This is a genomic window from Methylobacterium sp. BI1 (genome assembly GCF_056680125.1).
The window spans coordinates 2,447,267-2,463,840 of sequence record NZ_CM155267.1; the positions used below are offsets into that span (position 1 = coordinate 2,447,267).

The window sequence follows — 16,574 nt, forward strand, 5'->3', positions numbered from 1 at the left end:
CTCACGCCCAGAGCAGGGCGGTGGCCGCGAGGCCGGAGATCGCGATGAGCAGGGCCGCAATCCCGACGGTGAGGAGGCGCGGCATCATCGGGATCTCGGAATGGGCGAGCCGTGCCCGGATCGCCCGGTCCCGCCACACGGCGCCGGCGAATGAGGCGAGCGCGCAGCCGATCAGCGTCAGCGACAATACCTTCAGCGGCCAGACCGCGAGCACCTCCCGCAGGAAGCGCTGCGCGGCGAGGCCGACGCCTAGGAACGCGAGCCCGGTGCGAAGCCACGCCACGAAGGTGCGTTCGGCCGCTAGAACCGTCCGATCCTCGGCGAGTCTCACCCGGGGATCGTCGGGGGGCACGGGTTTCGCGAGCTCGCTCATCCGGCATTCGCTGTCGCGATCAGGTCGAGAAGCGCGTCGGCGGCCCGGCTGCGGTAGCGCTCCTTGTGGCGCAGCACCCGGAACGGCCGGCTCGGTAAGTCGAACGCCGCCCGGACCAGGGTCCCGGCCCGAAGCGCGGCGGCGACCACGGTCTCGGACAGGACGGCGGCCCCGCCCCCGGCCTCGACGGCGGCGCGGACCGCCTCGTTAGAGGGCAGTTCGAGCGTGACCCGAAGCTGGGCGGCTGCGAGGCCGGCCGCACCCAGGGCCGCCTCGAAGGCCGAGCGGGTTCCCGATCCCGCCTCGCGCAGCACCCAATCGACCCCGGCGAGGTTTTCGGGTTCGAGGTGGGTCGCCTCGGCGAAGGCATGGCCAGGGGCGACCACGAGGACCAGTTGGTCCTGCGCGATGGTCGTGCTCGCGAGCGTCGGGTCGTCCAGCGCCCCCTCGACAAAGCCGAGTTCGGCCTGCCCCGCGCGCACCGCGTCGGCGGCGTCGGTGGTGTTGCCCACCGCCAACCGGATGGCGATCTCAGGGTAGGCCCGGCGGAAGGCGACGAGGTGGCGCGGCAGCCAGTCGCTGGCGATGGTCTGGCTGGCATAGAGGGCCAGCGTCCCGCGTCGCATGCCACTGAGGTCGGCGAGCACCAGTTCGGCGGCCTCGGCCCGGGCGAGTACGGCGCGGGCCTCGACGAGGAACACGCGTCCCGCCTCGGTCAGCTCGATCCCGCGGCCGACCCGGTGAAACAGCTTGGTGGCGTGCCGCCCCTCGATGTTGGCGATCGCCGTGCTGACTGCCGACTGGACGAGGTTCAGCGCCTCTGCAGCCCGGGTCACGTGCTGCCGCTCCGCCACGGCCACGAAGATGCGGAGTTGGTCGAGGGTCATGGTTGCCGCGGCGGAACCGGCAATCCACGGACCTGCGCGTCAACCGCCTGCGCGACGGTCAACAGCCGCGCCTCGTCGGTGCGACCCGTCACGACGTAGGACATGCCGCCATCGACCCAGGAGAAGGCAGCGACATCGCCCTCGCGGGCGAAGCGGAACACCGTGCGGCCATCCGCATCGCCCACGCGGCTGTAGAGCGTCAGCCGGGTGCCGTGATCGTCATCGTACATCAGCATCGCGGCGGATTCGGAACCCGCCGGCAGCAGCCGGCCGCCCATCAGGCGGAAGCCGTAGGCCGTGAGGTCGGGGGTGGTCACCGCCCGGCCGAGGCGCTTCGAGAGCCACGTCACGAGGTGCGGCTTCTCGTCGGCGCGCACCTCCACCGGATGCACCGCCTCGACCACGTAGGTGCGGAAGGCCGCCACTGCGTCGTCGGTCGCCGGCTCGGTTCGCGCGAGCGTGACCGTGGGTACCTGCCGCACGGCATGGCCGAACCAGCCGGCGGCACCGCCGACCGCGAGGCAGAGCACGGCCGCAGCCGCGACCGGAAGCCAGCGCCCGGTTATCGGGCGATGTCGCGAGCGGATATTGGCGACCCTGAGCCGCGCCGGGATCGCCTCCTCGGCGATCGGCGCGAGGCGGGCACGCAAGCGCTCGCGCAAGGCGCGATCCGCCGAGACCTCGGCCGCCCGCGCGGGATTTCCCCTGAGCCATGCCTCGACCAGCGCCTGCCGCTCCGGTTCCAGACGACCGTCGATCAGGCCGTGCAGGTCGTCCTCGCCGACCGGGCGCGGATCCCCGCTCATTTTACCCTCCTCAACAAGCCGGTTCGGCCCGTTTCCAGAAAACTTCGCATCCGCTCCCGGGCTCGGCTTAACCGCGACATCACCGTGCCGAGCGGTACTCCGAGCACCTGGGCCGCTTCCGCATAAGACAGATCCTCAACCGCGACGAGCAGCAGCACCGAGCGCTGCTCCTCGGGCAGCGCATCGAGCCCGGTGAGCACGTCACGGGCTCCCATAGCGGTCTCGGGGTCGGCACCCGGATCAGGCACCTGCTCCAAAGCCTCCGCGCCGAGATCGACGCCGCGCCGGCCCCGGCGTCGAACAGTGCCGAGGAACAGGTTGCGCTCGATCGTGAACAGCCAGGCCCGCAGGTCGCCGTCGCGGCGGCGTCCGGACCAGCCGGACAACGCCCGCTCCAAAGTGTCCTGGACGAGGTCGTCCGCCGCTTCGCGGTCCCGTAACAGCGCGACGGCGTAGCGCCGCAACGCTGGGATCTGCGGTTCGATGAGGGCAGCGATCTCGTCCACGAGGCTTTACCGATCAGGGCTTGGCGATGTGCCATGCACCGTTGAGGAATCCGTCGCCGGTGATGTCGCCGGGCTTCGTATCCTTGGCGAAGGTGTAGAGCGGCTTGCCCTTATAGGCCCACTGCATCGTGCCGTCGTCCCGCGTCACCATCGTCCAGTCGCCACTAGCAGCCGAGCCGGGCGCCGCCATCAGGGCGGGCCAGTTGGCGGCGCAGGGGCCGTTGCACATCGACTTGCCGCCCATGTCCTTGTCGAAGGTGTAGAGGGTCATGCTCTTGGCATCGACGAGCGCCGGCCCCTTGGCAGTCTCGGCCGTCATCGCAGGCGCAGCGGCCTGGGCGGCGACGGCGGAGAAGGCGAAGGCCGCAAAGGCGGCGCGGATCAGCATGGTGCGCATGAGTGAGGTCTCCGGCGGTCGACCATGACCGCATTGGGAGAGATGCCGAACGGGCGCGTCTATTCCACTGACATTTGGAAAAGATCGATCACATCGGCAGGGCCGCGAATTCGTCCCCGGCCAGGGAATAAAACCGTTTCCCCGGCATCTCTCCCCTCGACAACGAACAGGGAGGACGGCTCATGCGCGGAGCATTGGGATTTGCGCTCACGGCCGCCGTGATGGCCGGCGGCCTCGTCGGCGGCCGGATGATGATGCCCCCGACGCTGGCCGCTGCCGAGCCGCCGGCCGTCGTCTCCGCGTCCTTCGACGCGGTGATGGCGCAGTCGATGACGCGGATGCATGCCGACATGATGGTCCCGCCCTCGGGCGATCCGGACCGCGACTTCGCCGCGATGATGATCCCGCACCACGAGGGCGCGATCGCGATGGCCCAGGCGGAGCTGCTCTACGGCAAGGATCCGGTCCTGCGCCGCCTCGCGCAGGGGATCATCGTCGAACAGGGCCAGGAGATCGCGGTGATGCGCCGGGCGCTCGCCGATCTCCCTCCCGCGCCGGATTCGTCCGCCGCAGCCGCCCACCTTCACCACCATGGCACGGCCCCTGCCGCCGAGATGCCTTCGGAGATCTGCCGATGAAGACCGCCCTCACCCTCCTCGCGCTCGCGCTGCTCTCCGGCTCGGCTCTCGCCGGGCAGGCCCCGGGCGCAGCCTCCGCACCGGACGTGCCGGTCAGCGGCAGGGACCGGTTCTACACCTCGGACCAGTTCTCCAACACGGTCTCGGTGGTCGATCCCGCCGCCAACGTCCTGCTCGGCGTGATCCGGCTCGGCGACCCGACGCCGATGAACCTGAGCCCGCTCTATCGCGGCCAGCTCCTCGTCCACGGCATGGGCTTCTCGCCCGACCACAGGACGCTGCTCGCGGTCTCGATCGGTTCGAACTCCGTGAGCTTCATCGACACGGCGACCAACACGGTCCGCCACACGGCCTATGTCGGCCGCGCGCCGCACGAGGCCTTCTTCACGCCGGACGGCCGGGAGGCCTGGGTGAGCGTGCGCGGCGAGGACTACATCGCCGTACTCGATGCCGCGACCGCCAAGGAGACGCGCCGGATCACCGTGCCGAACGGGCCCGGCATGACGATCTTCTCGCCGGACGGCGCCTACGGCTATGTCTGCTCCAGCTTCAGCCCCGAGACGGTGGTGATCGACACGAAGACCCACACCATCGTCGGGCGCGTGAAGCAGGAGAGCCCGTTCTGCCCCGACATCGCCGCGACACCGGACGGCAAGCAGGTGTGGTTGACCCTCAAGGATGTCGGCCGGACCCAGGTGTTCTCTGCGACGCCGCCCTTCGCGCCGCTGAAGACCATCGAGACCGGGCCGATCACCAACCACGTCAACATCGTCTCGACCAAGGCCGGCCAGTTCGCCTACGTGACGATCGGCGGCCTGAACCAGGTCAAGGTGTTCCGCACCGACGACTTCACCCAGGTCGCCACCATCCCGACCGGCGCCCTGCCGCACGGGCTCTGGCCCTCGGGCGACGGCAGCCGCGTCTATGTCGGCCTAGAGAACGCCGACAAGGCGGCGGTGATCGACACCGCATCGAACACCGTGATCGCCGAGGTTCCGATCGGCCAGGGGCCGCAGGGCGTGGCCTACGTCCCGAACGCCGTGCCGGAGGGGGACGGAAAGCAGAACCTCCAGCCGCTGGGCGCAGCCGGCAAGACCAGCGCGCTGACGCTCGCAGGCACCGATGGCAAGCCGGCGACGCAGGTGACCCTGTTCGACCAGGGCGTGCTGCAGACCCTGCAGGCCGCGGTCACGGGACTGGCGCCGAAGACGCCGTTCGTCCTGGCGCTCGCCGCCGATCCGAAGGGGGCCGCCGGCCTGGAGCCGCTCGCCGCCTTCATGACCAACCCGGCCGGCGCGGCCATCGTCAACGCCATCGGCCCGATCCGCCAGATCACCCGCACGGATGCCGGCGCGAGCCGGCGCTACCTCGTGGTGGTCTCGGGCAAGCCCGGTGAACTCGGCGGCGTCGTCCAGATGCAGACTGTGGATTGAACGGGCGGCCTCACGAGCGCGGGAAGCGGGAATCCGAGAGCATGCGTTCGCAGCGCGCGTCCGGCTGCAACGTCTGCTTTCGAGGCCGCCGTTAGATTGCTCCTATGACCTAGTTGGGTCGGAGGCGGAACGTCCGCTTCAGGGCGAAGGGTCAGGGTCCGCTTCCCACCAGTTGCGACTTCGCAGGTGGGTACCAAGCGTCAGGTTCGGACCACTAGATCGGGACACGCCCCGACCGGCAGCTTCTCCAGCGTAGAGGAAGGTGCCGCGAAGAGGCGACGCGTCAGTCGAGTGCTTTCGACCAGCTCATCTCCTCCCCCCGTTACTCCTATCCAGTGTAACGCGGAAATTGCGAACTTTCAGGCTTCAGGGATCCAGCCCGAGACGGGCCGCCAGGGCCGCTGAGACGGCCTCCCGGCGGTAGATGACGGGGTTCTTCCCGGCTGCTAGGCCCCGCTTTGTGCGTGCCTTGAGCGCGGCCGCCGCCGCTAGGATGACCGCACCCGCGTCGATCGGGCTCGCGAGGCGGTACCCCTTGGGAGCGCCTGCAATGACGACCGCCAGCCCGTCGGCGATCGCGCGGTCGAGCGTCGCCGGATCCGGCGCGCCCGCCTCCGCTGCCCGGGCGCGGGAGGCAGCCTTGGCGGCGCGGTTGGCCTCGCGTGCACGGGCGGCCGAGAATGAGGGGCGGGGAGTGCTCATGGGCGGATGATGCCGTGACGAGGTGCAAGGCACCATGACATGTCACGCCCTCGACACCCTCTCGGCACGCCCTCGTGCGCACCTCGTGCTGAGCGCAGCATTTCCTCAGCATATTTTTGGGCGTTTCAGTTTTCCACATCGGCGATTCATCAAGAGCGAAATCCGCAATCACTCAGGACGCGTGCTGCAGCACCCCCGGAAACGGATCGTTCACCATGCCGTGTGGATCCCTTCGACTTCGGGTTGACGGGGAGTCCCGGCCAGGCGCGAATTGAGTCGTGAGATCGCCCCGCCCGGAGAGAAGCCGATGTCCCACGAGACCCGTTCCTTCACCGTCGACAGCTCCTTCCGCGTCGCGCAGGGCCTCGCCCTCGGGCACTCCGCCGTGGCGGGGGCCTTCGACGGCCTGCGCGAGTTCCAGCGCCAGCGCGACCTCGCCGACCTCGGCGCCGTCGAGGCCGTCGCCCGGGAGCTCCACCGCGTCCGCCGGCTACTCGCTGCCGCGCAGGCCGAGACCGCCGCCGCGCGCGCCGAGGTCGCCACCCTGGAGCGCGCCGTCGACGGCGAGCGCGCCCGTGCCGACCGGGCCGAGGCGAACCTCGCTCGCCTCGTCGAGGCCGTCCGCGACGGCCGCATCCGGGCACAGTAAAGCCCGCCGGGGCGATCCGGCGGGCTCGGTCGTCGGCAGGGTCCGAGGCGTCAGCGGCGGGGGCCAGCCGGGGCGCTCGCGTAGCACTCCTCCATCGTGAGGCCTGCCAAGGCCAGCTTGTCGACGAGGTCCATCTCCTGCGCGGGCGCCGCCGCCTCAGCCGCCGGCTTGTTCCTGTTGCCGCCCGAGGACGATCCGCCCTTGCCGGCCGCGCCGTCCTTGCCCGCCGCCGTCTGGATCGGGAGCGCAACGATCGCCGCGGGCGTGACGAGGCCGAGCTCGCACCGCATGCGGCCTTCGGGACCGCCAAGGACATGCTGCTCCAGGATCCGCGCCGGCGCGCGCCACGCCGCGAAAAGTTGCTCGCGCGTCAGCCTGTCGAGCCACGCGGCGATGAGCGGCGGCAGGGCGGGGATCGCCTCGTCGCTGGGCTTCGTGCCGACGACCCGGCGCCGGGCGTGCTCGCGGATGAGCAGGCCGAGGACGTACTGGCCGTCGTCGATCGGGGCCTCGTCGTCCCCATCCCGATCGGCGAGCGCCGCCGCGGCCATCACCGCCGCCGGGTTGGGCGGGCCCCCGAAACCCAACATCCGGAAGGGGGCCGACAGGGCGGCGGCGAGGGCGGCGAGCAGGGCGTAGAGGATGCGCACGGGGCAGGTCCTTCGATCTGAGGGTGACGGGGGGAGCTTCACGCCGCGGGCAGCAACCCACCAGCCGGGGCCTCCCGGCTCGTCGCCGACGCGATGCCGAGGGCGCGGTAGGCGAGGTAGGGCGGCAGCTGCCGCCGATGCCCGTGCAGCAGCTGGAGGCCGTGCGCGGCCTCCAGCTCGCTGAGGCCGTCGCGCTCGGCCAAGGCGTGCCCGGTCCAGGAGGTCGCCTGCGAATAGCCGCGCCCGTTCTCCTCGGACGCCCAGTCCTCGTCGAGCTCGGCCAGGTACTTCAGGCCCTCGTGGACGGCGGCCCGGACGGCCGGGTCCTGGGCGCGGGCGAGCCAGTGCGGCATGGCCGGGCGGGCGAGGCGCGCCTCTGCACGCACCCTGTTGGCCTCAGCGGCCTCCAGCCACCGCTCGGCAATCCGCCCGCCGTACGCTGTCCAGGACGTCGCCGTCATCAGCTCACGCGCGGATGCCAGCTCCTTCCCCAGAGACCACAGCCGCTTCGCCACGAGGTCCTGCAAACGCTGGCGAATCGGTGCCGTCAGAACCTCGTCGGCCTCGGCCCGCTGTTCGGCCCGCCGGTCGGCCGCCCCGCGCCGGGCGCCCGCCTTGGCCAACGCCGCGTCGACGGCGGCCCTGAGCGCGGGCACGTCGACCTCGGCCTCGCTCGTCCACCAGCACGGCAGGAGCGTGCCGTCCGGCGAGCGGGCGTTCGCCTTGTCCGTCCAGCTGTAGCCGGCGCCGATCATCTCGGCGCGCGCCCCGCGATAGGCGTCCTGGAACGTCTGCGGGATGGCGTCGAGGACGTGGAGTAGGCGGGCGTTCCCGTAGCGCTGGCGCTCGCCGACCAGGCGCCAGGGCAGGTCTTCGAAATCCAACGGGGGAGCAGTCAACCAGGGCATGGGCGTGTCCACAGGATAAAATAGCTAACGCAGACTAATACGCAGCATAGTCATTTTCAATAGCGATATTGACATAAAGGTGCAGCTAATGCATATTGATCTGCGTTCACAAGGAGCCTCCCCGGTGCCCCGCCCCCCATGCCCCTCCATCCCCACAACTGGTCGCCCGACCTCGTCGAGCGCGTCAAAGCCGCTTGGCTCGCCGGCGCGTCGGCCGGCGTCATCTCGGCCGCCCTCGCCGCCGACGGCGTCCACCGTTCCGCTTCCTCGTTCATCGGCAGGATGCGCCGCGAGGGCTGCAGCTTCCTGGGCCCCGGCACCGGCAGGACCCGCCTTGCACGTAATCCCCACGAGGGCCCGCGGAAGGCCCCGAAGGCCGTCGTGGTTAAGGCCGCGCCGCCGCCCCCGCCGGCCCCGCGTTTCACCCCCCGCCCGAAGGCCTCCGACGTCGCCCTGCCGGAGAGCCGGCGGGTCGCGATCCTCGATGTCAGGGACGGCATGTGCCGCTGGATCGCCGGGGACCCGCGCCGGGACGCGCCGGCTTGCGGGCACCCCACCGATCTCGGCTCGCCCTACTGCCCGGGGCACCGCTGCATCGGCACCGTCGCCGCCCGGTCGCGCGGCGTGCCGTACATCCCGATGAGGAGGGCGGCATGACGAGCTGGTCGAGCCTCGCGCAGGACTATCAGCACGCCCTCGGCGAGGACGGGGGCCGGATCCCGCGCCGACGTTCGCGGACCGGGGCGTCATGAGGCGGCACACCGCCCGCAGGCCGGGCCCCTGCGAGCGCTGCCCCATCGGCCGCGGCGTGCAGCCGGGCGAGCGGTACCTCGTTCACGTCGGCCTCGACGAGGACCACCGCGACTTCTTCTACGCCCGCCACTGCGAGGCGATGCCCGATGCCTGCCGGGCCGCGATGCCCCGGGGCGAGGACCCGCACTGCGCCGCCGTGACGTACGGCCCCGACGAAATCCCCTTCTAGGAGACAGCCCATGGTCGACGTCCGTGCATTCTTCGCCCTCTCTGGGCCGCCTGACATTCCCGACGTCCTGAGTCCCGATCGCCCGATCCTGCACCCAGAGGCATTCGATCTCGGCCTGGAGCAGGGCACGAGCGATAGCGACGGCACCTCTCATCAAACGTGGCTCGGGCACGTCTGCACGAAGGTCGCAGCCTGCTTCGGTGGAGACACCCTCGGGCGGGAATGGATCGTCCTGCGCGTGTGGGCCGGGCATAGGTTCGTGCCGGTGGGCCATGAGGCCCCGCACCAGACTGCGCAGGGGTGGCGGCACGCCGGCTGCCTGGTTCACCACGCCATGAAGGTCAGGCAGGTAGAGCAGGTCGTCGGCGATGACGGCGAGCCGCAGTGGCGGCTCCTCTCGCGCGATCCGATCTTCGTCATCGAAGACCAGCCTCTCCGGGCTATCCGGGTGCGTGGCCTCCCACCGGCCGAGCAGTCCAGGCGTTATGCCCTGGAGAAGCGCCGCGAGAAGCTCCGGCTCAGGCTGCTCCAGAGGGGCGGATTTTGATGCCCTACCTCGATTCCGAGATCGTGACGCTGCGGGACGGCACCGCCTTCGCCGTCTACGAGGGCGACGGCGCGCCCATCGTCGCAACGCGCGTCGGTGACCCCGCCCTACCGCAGGGCCTCGCTGCCTACGGCATCGGCTACGGCCGCGCCGGCGAGGCGACGGTCCTCCACCGGGGGATGCCCGCCGAGACCATCCGCGAGTTCTGCCGTGCGCACGGCGGCGTCCAGTCGGCGGGCGCGGCCGCGCTGGAGATCCTGCGGCGGATGACGCCCGCACCTCCGCCGGCGCCCCTGCCGGTGTTCGCTCCTATGGACCGGGCGCCGCGGCCTACCGGCCCGGGCAGCCGCAAGGCCCGGGCCGCCGCGCAGCTGGCGGCGTACCACGCGGCCGTCCCGAGCGCGGCCCCGGTGTGGCGCGTGCCTAACGTCACGAGGCCTGCCGAACCCATGCCCCCTGACCTCGCAGCCACCCCGTCGCAGGAGTGATCCGATGCCCTACCGCGAACGCCCGATGAGGCCCCTCCTTCTCCCGATACACCCGGAAACTCAGCTCACGGCGGACCCCGGCCTCACCGTCGAGAGCCGCCGGTTCACGGACGTACTGACCCTGCAGGAGAGCTTACTCTGGCAGACCGCGCCCCTCACTCGGGACGGGCGCGCCGAGGTGGTCGGGGCGTTCCGAGAGGGGTGGCTCGTCCGGCGGCCCAGCGTGAACCCGCCGTTCGAGATCGTACTCCGGCAAGATGGCGGGCCCGAACCCTGCGCAATCGTCCTCATGTTGCGGTCGCACACGATGTACGGCCGCCTGGTGTCGGCCGTGCCGGAGCACATTCCTTTGGAGCACGGGGACCGCTCCGTCATCGTGACGGCCGATCGCGTCATCGCTGTCCGTGGCGCGAACGAGGCCCGCGCATTTGGGTATCTCGCCAACCTCCTGGTCGGCACGCACTGGTCTCCACGCCGGCGAGCGCGGCCGATACCCGCCGAGGACGCCGATGCCCTGAGGCTGCTGTGATGTCTTGACAGATGGTTAACCAAGTCCCCATAATGGGGACCTGGAGCAGGCACTGACCTCTCCTCGCACGATGGGAAACCACGCCATGACGAAATCCGAAATCCTCTCCGCCGTCTCGCGCATCAAGCGCGCCCCGAACGTCACCCTCCTCATGCGCGCGGTCGATGCTGTGCTCGGCAGCAACGCCATGGGCATCGCCCGCATCGGCGCGCGGTGGGAGGTCTCCGAGGGCGGGTTCGCCATCTACCAGGCCGACTTCGCCACGGTGCGCCGGCGCCTCGCCAGCTACGTCATGGATGCCTGCTCCTGCGATGAGGCGGATGAGCCCGCTGAGCAGACCGCTGCCGTGGTTTCCCAGCCGACCCAGATCCAGCAGGCCTGCGCCGCCCCCCGCGTCGCCATGAGGCTCGTGCGGACCGTCACCACGCACGGCATCGTCGCCGTCAGCGTCGGCCCCTGCCCGGAGTTCCCGGACCATGGTCGCGACGAGTACCGCGTCACGACCGATGGCGATGTCGTCCGCACCCGGTACGTGCTGGCCAACGATCACTACAGCTGGAGCAGCCCCGGAGCCCGTCCGTTCATCACCCCCAACCGCAGCCCGGTGACGGCGCGCCGCACGATTGATGCGGTGGCCGAGTGCCTCGCCGCCGCGCCGGCTATGACCACCCAGCCATGCCAGCAGCAGCAAGCCCGCGACAGGCGCAGTCCAACCCGGGCCGCTCCCACTCAGTCGAGCTTCGACGCCGCCACCGTCGCTCAGGGTGACAGTGTATCGCGCCTCCTCGACGGGCTTCTGCGCGAGGACGCGCCCGGAGATCTCGCTCAGGCGCTCGTCACGGTCCACGCCGCATCGGCGCACCTCAACTCGGCCAATGTTGCGTACACGGCGTCGCCGTCGAAGGCATCGCTCGCCTCGCAGTGGCGGGCGCGCTTCATGCACCTGCAGGCGTTGCGCCACTACGACGTCCTGCTGGAGATCGATGCCATCGGCCATCTCCAGATGGGCTACGGCCTGAGGCCGTGCCTCGAAGGGATCGCGGTCCTGCAGGGCGACGAGATGCTCTTCCACGTCCCCCTCGGGACTGAGCGGCGGGGTATCGAGACCGCGCTCCGGATCTACGCCGACGCCTTCTCGGCCGGCCGTGAGGCCGGACGCGCCGCCGCCATGGCCGACTTCCGCGCCTTCATCGGAGAACCCGCGTGACCCGCCGCATCACGCCCGAGACCCTCGCCGAGGTGGGGACATTCCTCCTCGGGCCCGAGTGGCGCCGGCCGCTCGCCGCCCTGCTCGGTCCCCTCCATCCGGAAGGGGCCCGCCCTTCGCTCGATCCCCGACTGCCCGCCCGGTGGGCGACCGGCGAACGCGAGATCCCCGTGTGGGTCGGGGACGCCCTCATCCAGATCCTGGACGAGCAGAGCGAAACCGCCAGGGCTCTGGCCAACCGTCTGAAGGGGGAATGACCATGGCGCGCGATTGGGACTGGTTCGAGCCCCGCGAGAGGGACGACTACGAGCAGGAGTACGGCTTCGTCTGCGCATGGTGCGTCGAGGTCTGCGACGACCACGAAGCCATCGTGCTGACGCGCCATCCGGAGATGCCGACCGTCTGCATCAACTGCGCCTGCAGGGGAGGAGAGTGACAATGGAACCCGCCCACGCCGCCTTCCTCGACGCCTGGCGCGCGCAGGAATTCCACGTCCCCCTGGGGCCCTGGCCGCGCCCGGCCCCCCCGAAACCCGTCCTGCCGGGCCCCATCCAGCTGCCCCTCTTCGATATGGACGGAGATCCGGAAGCGCCGCCCGCCTCGCCCCCGCTGCCGAGCGCTCTCCTGACGGCCCTCATCGACGACGCCGGTGTCGGGCGCCGGCGCCCCCGGGACATCGCGATCGTCGAGGCCGCGATCGCCGCGAGCATCCCGGCCGACGTGCCGACGTTCGCCGATGAGATCCTTTCGGCCCGCCGGGATGGCGAGGACCTCGTCTCGCGCGTGCGCCTGTTCGACGGTGGCACCATCATCCTCAACGTCGTCTGCGGGCCCGAGCCCATCGTGCGCGAGTGGGAGGCCGAGGGCGACCAGCGCGCGTTCCACTACGCTGACGGCGCGTGGGTCCGATTCGACGAGGCGGTGACCCCGCCGCCGGCTAAGGCGTAGCCGTCCCCCGCAGACGTCGCGTATGTCGAGGCCGCGATCCAGGCCATCCTGCCCAAAGGTGTGCCGACCTACGTCACGGAGGTCCTCAGCGTCGGCCGCGTGAACAGGTCTAAGCGGAGGCTTGTCGAGATCGTCCTCTGGGACGGCGGGATCGGACGCCTGGAGATCTCCGGCGAACCGGGCGCCCATGGGTACCACTGGAAAACCACCGGCGGCGACGCTCGCCCCTTCCACTGGGACGAGGCGGCGAGGTGCTGGGCCCGCGTCGACGAGCCGGACGGCTGAGGGCGATCTTCCCGATCGGGTATCCCGATTTGGGTCATCTCGTAACCCATTAAAATGGCGTGACTATTTCGGTGTTTCAAATCGGGATGCCCGATCGGGAAGATCCTTACGCGGCGAGGTCGACCGGTTTGGCGTCCTCCTCGACGTCGGCCGTCGCCTTCGCGCGCTTCCCCTTGCCGGCGAGTTCGCGCTCCCTGCGCCGGCGCGCCAGCTCGGCACCGAGCTCGACGGCCGAGGGAAGGGCGGCCGCCGCGATCGCGGCCTGCTCGTCCGACCACGCGTGCCAGCGAGCCATCAGGGTTTGCTTGAGGTCCAGGCGATCGTCCTCGGTGTAGTGGCGCTCCAACACGTCGTCGCTGCGGATGCCCTCGTTGTGGTCGACGACCATTTTGACCGTGTCCCTCGGGATCCGGAACACGGACTGGCAGACCGTCGTCATGCCGCGGCGAAGGTCGTGCGGGGAGGCAACGACCCCCATGTCGAGCAGCCTGTGATTGATCGCGGCGTCGGATAGGTGCCCGTCGGAGGCGGCATCCTTCCGCGCGGCCCGGATCTGGGGGAACAGGTACTCGCTGCCGGCATCCCGCGCCCGCGCCATCTGCTGCTGGACGAGGTCCCACAGGGCAGGCGGCAAGGGCAGGGCATGCCTGTGCTTGTCGCCCCTCTTGGCCGCGGTCTTCCTGTGCGCCGGCCCCATCGACCAGACGCCCCAGCCCGGCACCTCGGCCCACGGGACGAAGTCCTCGACGAGGGACTCGACGATGGGACGGCGACGCTGGCCCGTCAGGACGAGGAGCTGCAAGGACGTGGCGACGGTCGGCTCCAGGACGCCGGCCCGGGCGATCGCGAGGACGCGCCCGATCTCGGCGGGCTTGGCCGTGTATCCGCCCGGCACCTTGCCGTTCGCGCGGGGCTTGTCGCCCGGCGTCCGCTCGGGCGCGCGCAGGCCCGGGATCCCGGCCTCGACGCCGCTGACCTTGCGGTGTTCGTGCCGGGCGAGGTAGCTCCACATCGGCCGCAGGACGGATGCGAGGTGCTCGGCGTGGCGCTCCCGGCCCGAGGCATGGATCGCATGCACGATCGTGGCGAGGTCCTCGATCGTGATGCGCTTCACCTTCCGGTCGGCGAACACCGCGAGCTCGGGCGAGTGGAGCAGCTTGCGATAGTCCGTGTGCGTGGCCGCCCGCCGGGTGCGCGCGACTTCGGTGAGGAATGCCGTGCGGGCCTCCTCCCACGTCCACTTGTGCGGGCCCCAGGAATCCAGGAACGCCTCGACCAGGGCCGGGTCCCTTGGGCCCTTCTCCGGCTTGGGAGGGAGCTTGCGCATCTGCCGCAGCTTGTCCCCGAGCCACTTCTCGTCCGGGAGCCCGAGCCCGTCGACAAGACGGCGCCGCGCCTCCGTGGCGATCGCGCGCGCCTCCACGAGCCGCAGCAGATCCGTCGAGCCGAGCGTCAACCTGTGGGTCTTGTGGCCGGTCTCGAACTTGAAGGCGAAGCGGACGCCCCTCGGCCCGACGCGCATGAGGAGCCCGGGGCAGCCGGCGTCGATGAGGTCGTACGCCTTCCCCTTGGGGACGGCGTCGGCGACGCCTTGCTTGACGAGGGCTTCGGTGAGCTTCACGGGCATGCGGCGTACTCGGGCGGATCTCGGGCGGAGGTTTTCGGGCGGATCGCCGCCCGGGTTCTCCGCCATCCCTATCGCCAACCCGTTGCCAAAGCCTTGATCGGACATGCTAAAAGCCTGGGCTCCACCGGTTTCATGCCCGTGCCGATCCGCCCGAATGGACCCGAAAATGCTCCGTTACGAGGAATCATAATCCTTGTGTCGGGGGTTCAAATCCCTCCCTCGCTACCAACAAATTCAATGACTTAGCATACAAAACTTCGTCGAAAACTGCTTAAAATTTCAATGGGTCGCAATTGGGTCGCCAAACCCTTGCGGCCCAGTTACGTTTTTTGTTCTCTCATTCCAGTCAAAATCCATTCCTTCCGGAAGCCAACGCAGCTCGTCGACCGCTCAATCATACCTTCCTGCGAATCACCACCTTCATGCCAGGCAAGTGACCCTGGCCCAGCAAACTGGTCCGCGCTGAGCGCAATTTTCTCGGGCATCCTGAACCCCAAAGGAGGGTGGACGCCTGTCGGCGCTACGCTCCGTCAGAGCCTATCTTAGGGAAGCCTGACGCCCCGCAAGCGCGACGGAGCCACAGGCCATTGACGAACCTTGGGGAGCCAGCGTCACGACTCCCGACCAGGGTAAAACCCAATTTGGCTTGACCGTTGAGAGGTTGGCGGCTGACCCCGATAGGTCCGCTTTTAGGCTGCTTAGAGCAATGCCGACGACCGGGCCGGGTGGATTTTCGCAGGTCCGCTTTCGAGTGGTTGCGGCATCAGAGCCGATGTCGAAAGAGCGTTAGTCCCGGCCGCGACGTGGAGGCATCTCGGGCTGATGTGGGAAGCGTCCCAGCTCTAAACCTGGACGCTTCACCTGTCGGCTTAGTCGCTGAACCCGACGAGGACTACCTTGCCCTTCGCCTTCCCGCTCTCGATAAGCGCGTGGGCGCGTGCCAGGTTGGCGGCGTCGATCGGACCGAAGGTCTCGGTCAACGTCGTGCGCAGCCGTCCCGCATCGATCAGGCGGGCGATCTCGGTCAGGATCGCGTGCTGCCGTTCCATGTCGGCGGTCTGGAACAGCGAGCGGGTGAACATCAGCTCCCAGTGCAGCGACAGGCTCTTGGGCTTGAGCGGCATCACGTCCAGGGTCTCGGGATCGTCGATTGGGCCGAGGCGTCCCTGCGGCGCGAGGAGTTCGATGATCTGCGGGAGATGCGCACCAGTTTGCGTCGTTGCGAACACGAACCCGGGCGCCCCGGGAAGACCGAGCGCCGCCACCTCGGGCGCAAGAGGCTTCGCATGGTCGATCACGTGGTGGGCGCCGAGATCCCGGCACCACTGCGCCGTCTCGGGGCGCGAGGCCGTGGCGATCACGGTAAGATCCGTGAGCTGCCGGGCAAGCTGGATCGCGATCGAGCCGACGCCGCCGGCGGCGCCGACGATCAGGATCGCGGGGGCGGCACCCGGCACGGGCCTGGCGACGTCGAGCCGGTCGAACAGCATCTCCCAAGCGGTCAGCGCGGTGAGCGGCAGCGCCGCGGCCGCGGCGAAGTCGAGGGTGGCCGGCTTGGTACCGACGAGACGCTCGTCCACGCACTGGAACGCGGCGTTGCTGCCCGGCCGGTCGAGCGCACCTGCGTAGAACACCGCGTCGCCGGGCTTGAACAGGCGCGCCTCCGGTCCGACCGAGACCACGGTTCCTGCCGCATCCCAGCCAAGAACCTTCGGTTCGCAGCCCTGCTTGTAGGCGCCCTGGCGCACCTTGGTGTCGATCGGGTTCACCGAAACGGCCTGCACGCGGACGAGCAGGTCGCGCCCGGCCGGTACGGGATCGGGGAAGGTGGTGTCGAGGAGAGCGTCCGGCGCATCGATCCGGGCGCCTTCGGTGTAGGTAACGGCACGCATGGGTGTCTCCCGGGATTTCGCAACCGGCGGCCCCGCGCCGTCGTTCTAGACCATCTCATAGCGTGCCGCTTCCCTTGGCGCAGCGGCGTGACGCGCAGGTCACGCCCGTGCTGCTAAGAC

Annotated in this window: 23 protein-coding genes; 13 read left to right on the forward strand and 10 right to left on the reverse strand. The window is 69.9% G+C overall.

The window, feature by feature from the left end; genetic code table 11:
- Nucleotide 1: 1 nt before the first annotated feature.
- Genes AC1MGR_RS11405 through AC1MGR_RS11425 form a run of 5 tightly spaced genes read right to left on the reverse strand, consistent with a single transcriptional unit; the run spans nt 2 to nt 2,969 of the window.
- Nucleotides 2–373 carry a YidH family protein gene (locus AC1MGR_RS11405; RefSeq protein WP_055958930.1) on the reverse strand — a complete coding sequence of 124 codons (372 nt, stop codon included), beginning with the start codon at nt 371–373 and terminating at the stop codon, nt 2–4.
- Entirely contained in the window at nt 370–1,260 is an 891-nt protein-coding gene (locus tag AC1MGR_RS11410; RefSeq protein ID WP_055958927.1) for a LysR family transcriptional regulator, read from the reverse strand. The genes AC1MGR_RS11405 and AC1MGR_RS11410 overlap by 4 nt, the downstream gene beginning before the upstream one ends.
- The gene (locus tag AC1MGR_RS11415; RefSeq protein WP_055958925.1) at nt 1,257–2,066 is read right to left on the reverse strand and encodes an anti-sigma factor family protein; all 810 of its coding nucleotides are present in this window, start codon (nt 2,064–2,066) and stop codon (nt 1,257–1,259) included. The genes AC1MGR_RS11410 and AC1MGR_RS11415 overlap by 4 nt, the downstream gene beginning before the upstream one ends.
- Nucleotides 2,063–2,572 (reverse strand): RNA polymerase sigma factor, encoded by a 510-nt coding sequence (locus AC1MGR_RS11420; protein ID WP_055958922.1) that lies wholly within the window; start codon nt 2,570–2,572, stop codon nt 2,063–2,065. Before AC1MGR_RS11420 ends, AC1MGR_RS11415 begins: the two co-directional genes overlap by 4 nt.
- Nucleotides 2,573–2,585: 13 nt before the next feature.
- On the reverse strand, nt 2,586–2,969 hold the full coding sequence (locus AC1MGR_RS11425; protein ID WP_055958920.1) for a COG4315 family predicted lipoprotein: 384 nt from the start codon (nt 2,967–2,969) through the stop codon (nt 2,586–2,588).
- Between the two features lie 182 nt (nt 2,970–3,151).
- Here AC1MGR_RS11425 and copM point away from each other — a divergent pair, with 182 nt between their 5' ends.
- Together copM and AC1MGR_RS11435 are read left to right on the forward strand one after the other, a co-directional pair.
- A complete protein-coding gene (gene copM, locus AC1MGR_RS11430; RefSeq protein WP_055958917.1) occupies nt 3,152–3,607 on the forward strand; it encodes a CopM family metallochaperone in 456 nt (151 codons plus the stop codon).
- Nucleotides 3,604–5,040 carry a YncE family protein gene (locus AC1MGR_RS11435; protein WP_055958914.1) on the forward strand — a complete coding sequence of 479 codons (1,437 nt, stop codon included), beginning with the start codon at nt 3,604–3,606 and terminating at the stop codon, nt 5,038–5,040. The genes copM and AC1MGR_RS11435 overlap by 4 nt, the downstream gene beginning before the upstream one ends.
- Before the next feature lie 366 nt (nt 5,041–5,406).
- Here AC1MGR_RS11435 and AC1MGR_RS11440 read toward each other — a convergent pair whose 3' ends face one another.
- Nucleotides 5,407–5,742 (reverse strand): hypothetical protein, encoded by a 336-nt coding sequence (locus tag AC1MGR_RS11440; protein ID WP_055958910.1) that lies wholly within the window; start codon nt 5,740–5,742, stop codon nt 5,407–5,409.
- A 307-nt stretch (nt 5,743–6,049) separates the two neighbouring features.
- Here AC1MGR_RS11440 and AC1MGR_RS11445 point away from each other — a divergent pair, with 307 nt between their 5' ends.
- Nucleotides 6,050–6,391 carry a hypothetical protein gene (locus AC1MGR_RS11445; RefSeq protein WP_055958907.1) on the forward strand — a complete coding sequence of 114 codons (342 nt, stop codon included), beginning with the start codon at nt 6,050–6,052 and terminating at the stop codon, nt 6,389–6,391.
- 50 nt (nt 6,392–6,441) lie between these two features.
- Here AC1MGR_RS11445 and AC1MGR_RS11450 read toward each other — a convergent pair whose 3' ends face one another.
- Both AC1MGR_RS11450 and AC1MGR_RS11455 read right to left on the reverse strand, forming a co-directional pair.
- Nucleotides 6,442–7,041 carry a hypothetical protein gene (locus AC1MGR_RS11450; RefSeq protein WP_055958904.1) on the reverse strand — a complete coding sequence of 200 codons (600 nt, stop codon included), beginning with the start codon at nt 7,039–7,041 and terminating at the stop codon, nt 6,442–6,444.
- 38 nt (nt 7,042–7,079) lie between these two features.
- A complete protein-coding gene (locus AC1MGR_RS11455; RefSeq protein ID WP_055958901.1) occupies nt 7,080–7,949 on the reverse strand; it encodes a hypothetical protein in 870 nt (289 codons plus the stop codon).
- A gap of 138 nt (nt 7,950–8,087) precedes the next feature.
- Between AC1MGR_RS11455 and AC1MGR_RS11460 the strand changes: the two genes are divergently transcribed.
- The 10 genes from AC1MGR_RS11460 (at nt 8,088) to AC1MGR_RS11505 (ending at nt 12,935) form a co-directional block, all read left to right on the forward strand.
- Nucleotides 8,088–8,606 (forward strand): GcrA family cell cycle regulator, encoded by a 519-nt coding sequence (locus tag AC1MGR_RS11460; protein ID WP_055958898.1) that lies wholly within the window; start codon nt 8,088–8,090, stop codon nt 8,604–8,606.
- A gap of 91 nt (nt 8,607–8,697) precedes the next feature.
- Nucleotides 8,698–8,931: a hypothetical protein gene (locus tag AC1MGR_RS11465; protein WP_243214750.1), complete on the forward strand. Its 234-nt coding sequence runs from the start codon at nt 8,698–8,700 to the stop codon at nt 8,929–8,931.
- Nucleotides 8,932–8,941: 10 nt separating this feature from the next.
- On the forward strand, nt 8,942–9,478 hold the full coding sequence (locus tag AC1MGR_RS11470; RefSeq protein WP_055958895.1) for a hypothetical protein: 537 nt from the start codon (nt 8,942–8,944) through the stop codon (nt 9,476–9,478).
- On the forward strand, nt 9,478–9,966 hold the full coding sequence (locus AC1MGR_RS11475) for a hypothetical protein (protein WP_055958892.1): 489 nt from the start codon (nt 9,478–9,480) through the stop codon (nt 9,964–9,966). The genes AC1MGR_RS11470 and AC1MGR_RS11475 overlap by 1 nt, the downstream gene beginning before the upstream one ends.
- 25 nt (nt 9,967–9,991) lie before the next feature.
- Nucleotides 9,992–10,495 carry a hypothetical protein gene (locus AC1MGR_RS11480; protein ID WP_056149070.1) on the forward strand — a complete coding sequence of 168 codons (504 nt, stop codon included), beginning with the start codon at nt 9,992–9,994 and terminating at the stop codon, nt 10,493–10,495.
- A gap of 85 nt (nt 10,496–10,580) precedes the next feature.
- Nucleotides 10,581–11,702 carry a hypothetical protein gene (locus AC1MGR_RS11485; RefSeq protein ID WP_055958885.1) on the forward strand — a complete coding sequence of 374 codons (1,122 nt, stop codon included), beginning with the start codon at nt 10,581–10,583 and terminating at the stop codon, nt 11,700–11,702.
- On the forward strand, nt 11,699–11,959 hold the full coding sequence (locus AC1MGR_RS11490; protein WP_055958882.1) for a hypothetical protein: 261 nt from the start codon (nt 11,699–11,701) through the stop codon (nt 11,957–11,959). The genes AC1MGR_RS11485 and AC1MGR_RS11490 overlap by 4 nt, the downstream gene beginning before the upstream one ends.
- Before the next feature lie 2 nt (nt 11,960–11,961).
- Nucleotides 11,962–12,138 carry a hypothetical protein gene (locus AC1MGR_RS11495; protein WP_156653150.1) on the forward strand — a complete coding sequence of 59 codons (177 nt, stop codon included), beginning with the start codon at nt 11,962–11,964 and terminating at the stop codon, nt 12,136–12,138.
- Nucleotides 12,139–12,140: 2 nt separating this feature from the next.
- A complete protein-coding gene (locus AC1MGR_RS11500; RefSeq protein ID WP_480234612.1) occupies nt 12,141–12,650 on the forward strand; it encodes a hypothetical protein in 510 nt (169 codons plus the stop codon).
- Between the two features lie 60 nt (nt 12,651–12,710).
- On the forward strand, nt 12,711–12,935 hold the full coding sequence (locus tag AC1MGR_RS11505) for a hypothetical protein (protein ID WP_055958874.1): 225 nt from the start codon (nt 12,711–12,713) through the stop codon (nt 12,933–12,935).
- 106 nt (nt 12,936–13,041) lie between these two features.
- Here the strand turns inward: AC1MGR_RS11505 and AC1MGR_RS11510 are convergent, their stop codons facing one another.
- Nucleotides 13,042–14,562 (reverse strand): tyrosine-type recombinase/integrase, encoded by a 1,521-nt coding sequence (locus AC1MGR_RS11510; protein ID WP_055958871.1) that lies wholly within the window; start codon nt 14,560–14,562, stop codon nt 13,042–13,044.
- Between the two features lie 869 nt (nt 14,563–15,431).
- Nucleotides 15,432–16,454, reverse strand: a complete 1,023-nt coding sequence (locus AC1MGR_RS11515) for a zinc-binding alcohol dehydrogenase family protein (protein WP_480234613.1) — start codon at nt 16,452–16,454, stop codon at nt 15,432–15,434.
- Nucleotides 16,455–16,574: the final 120 nt, after the last annotated feature.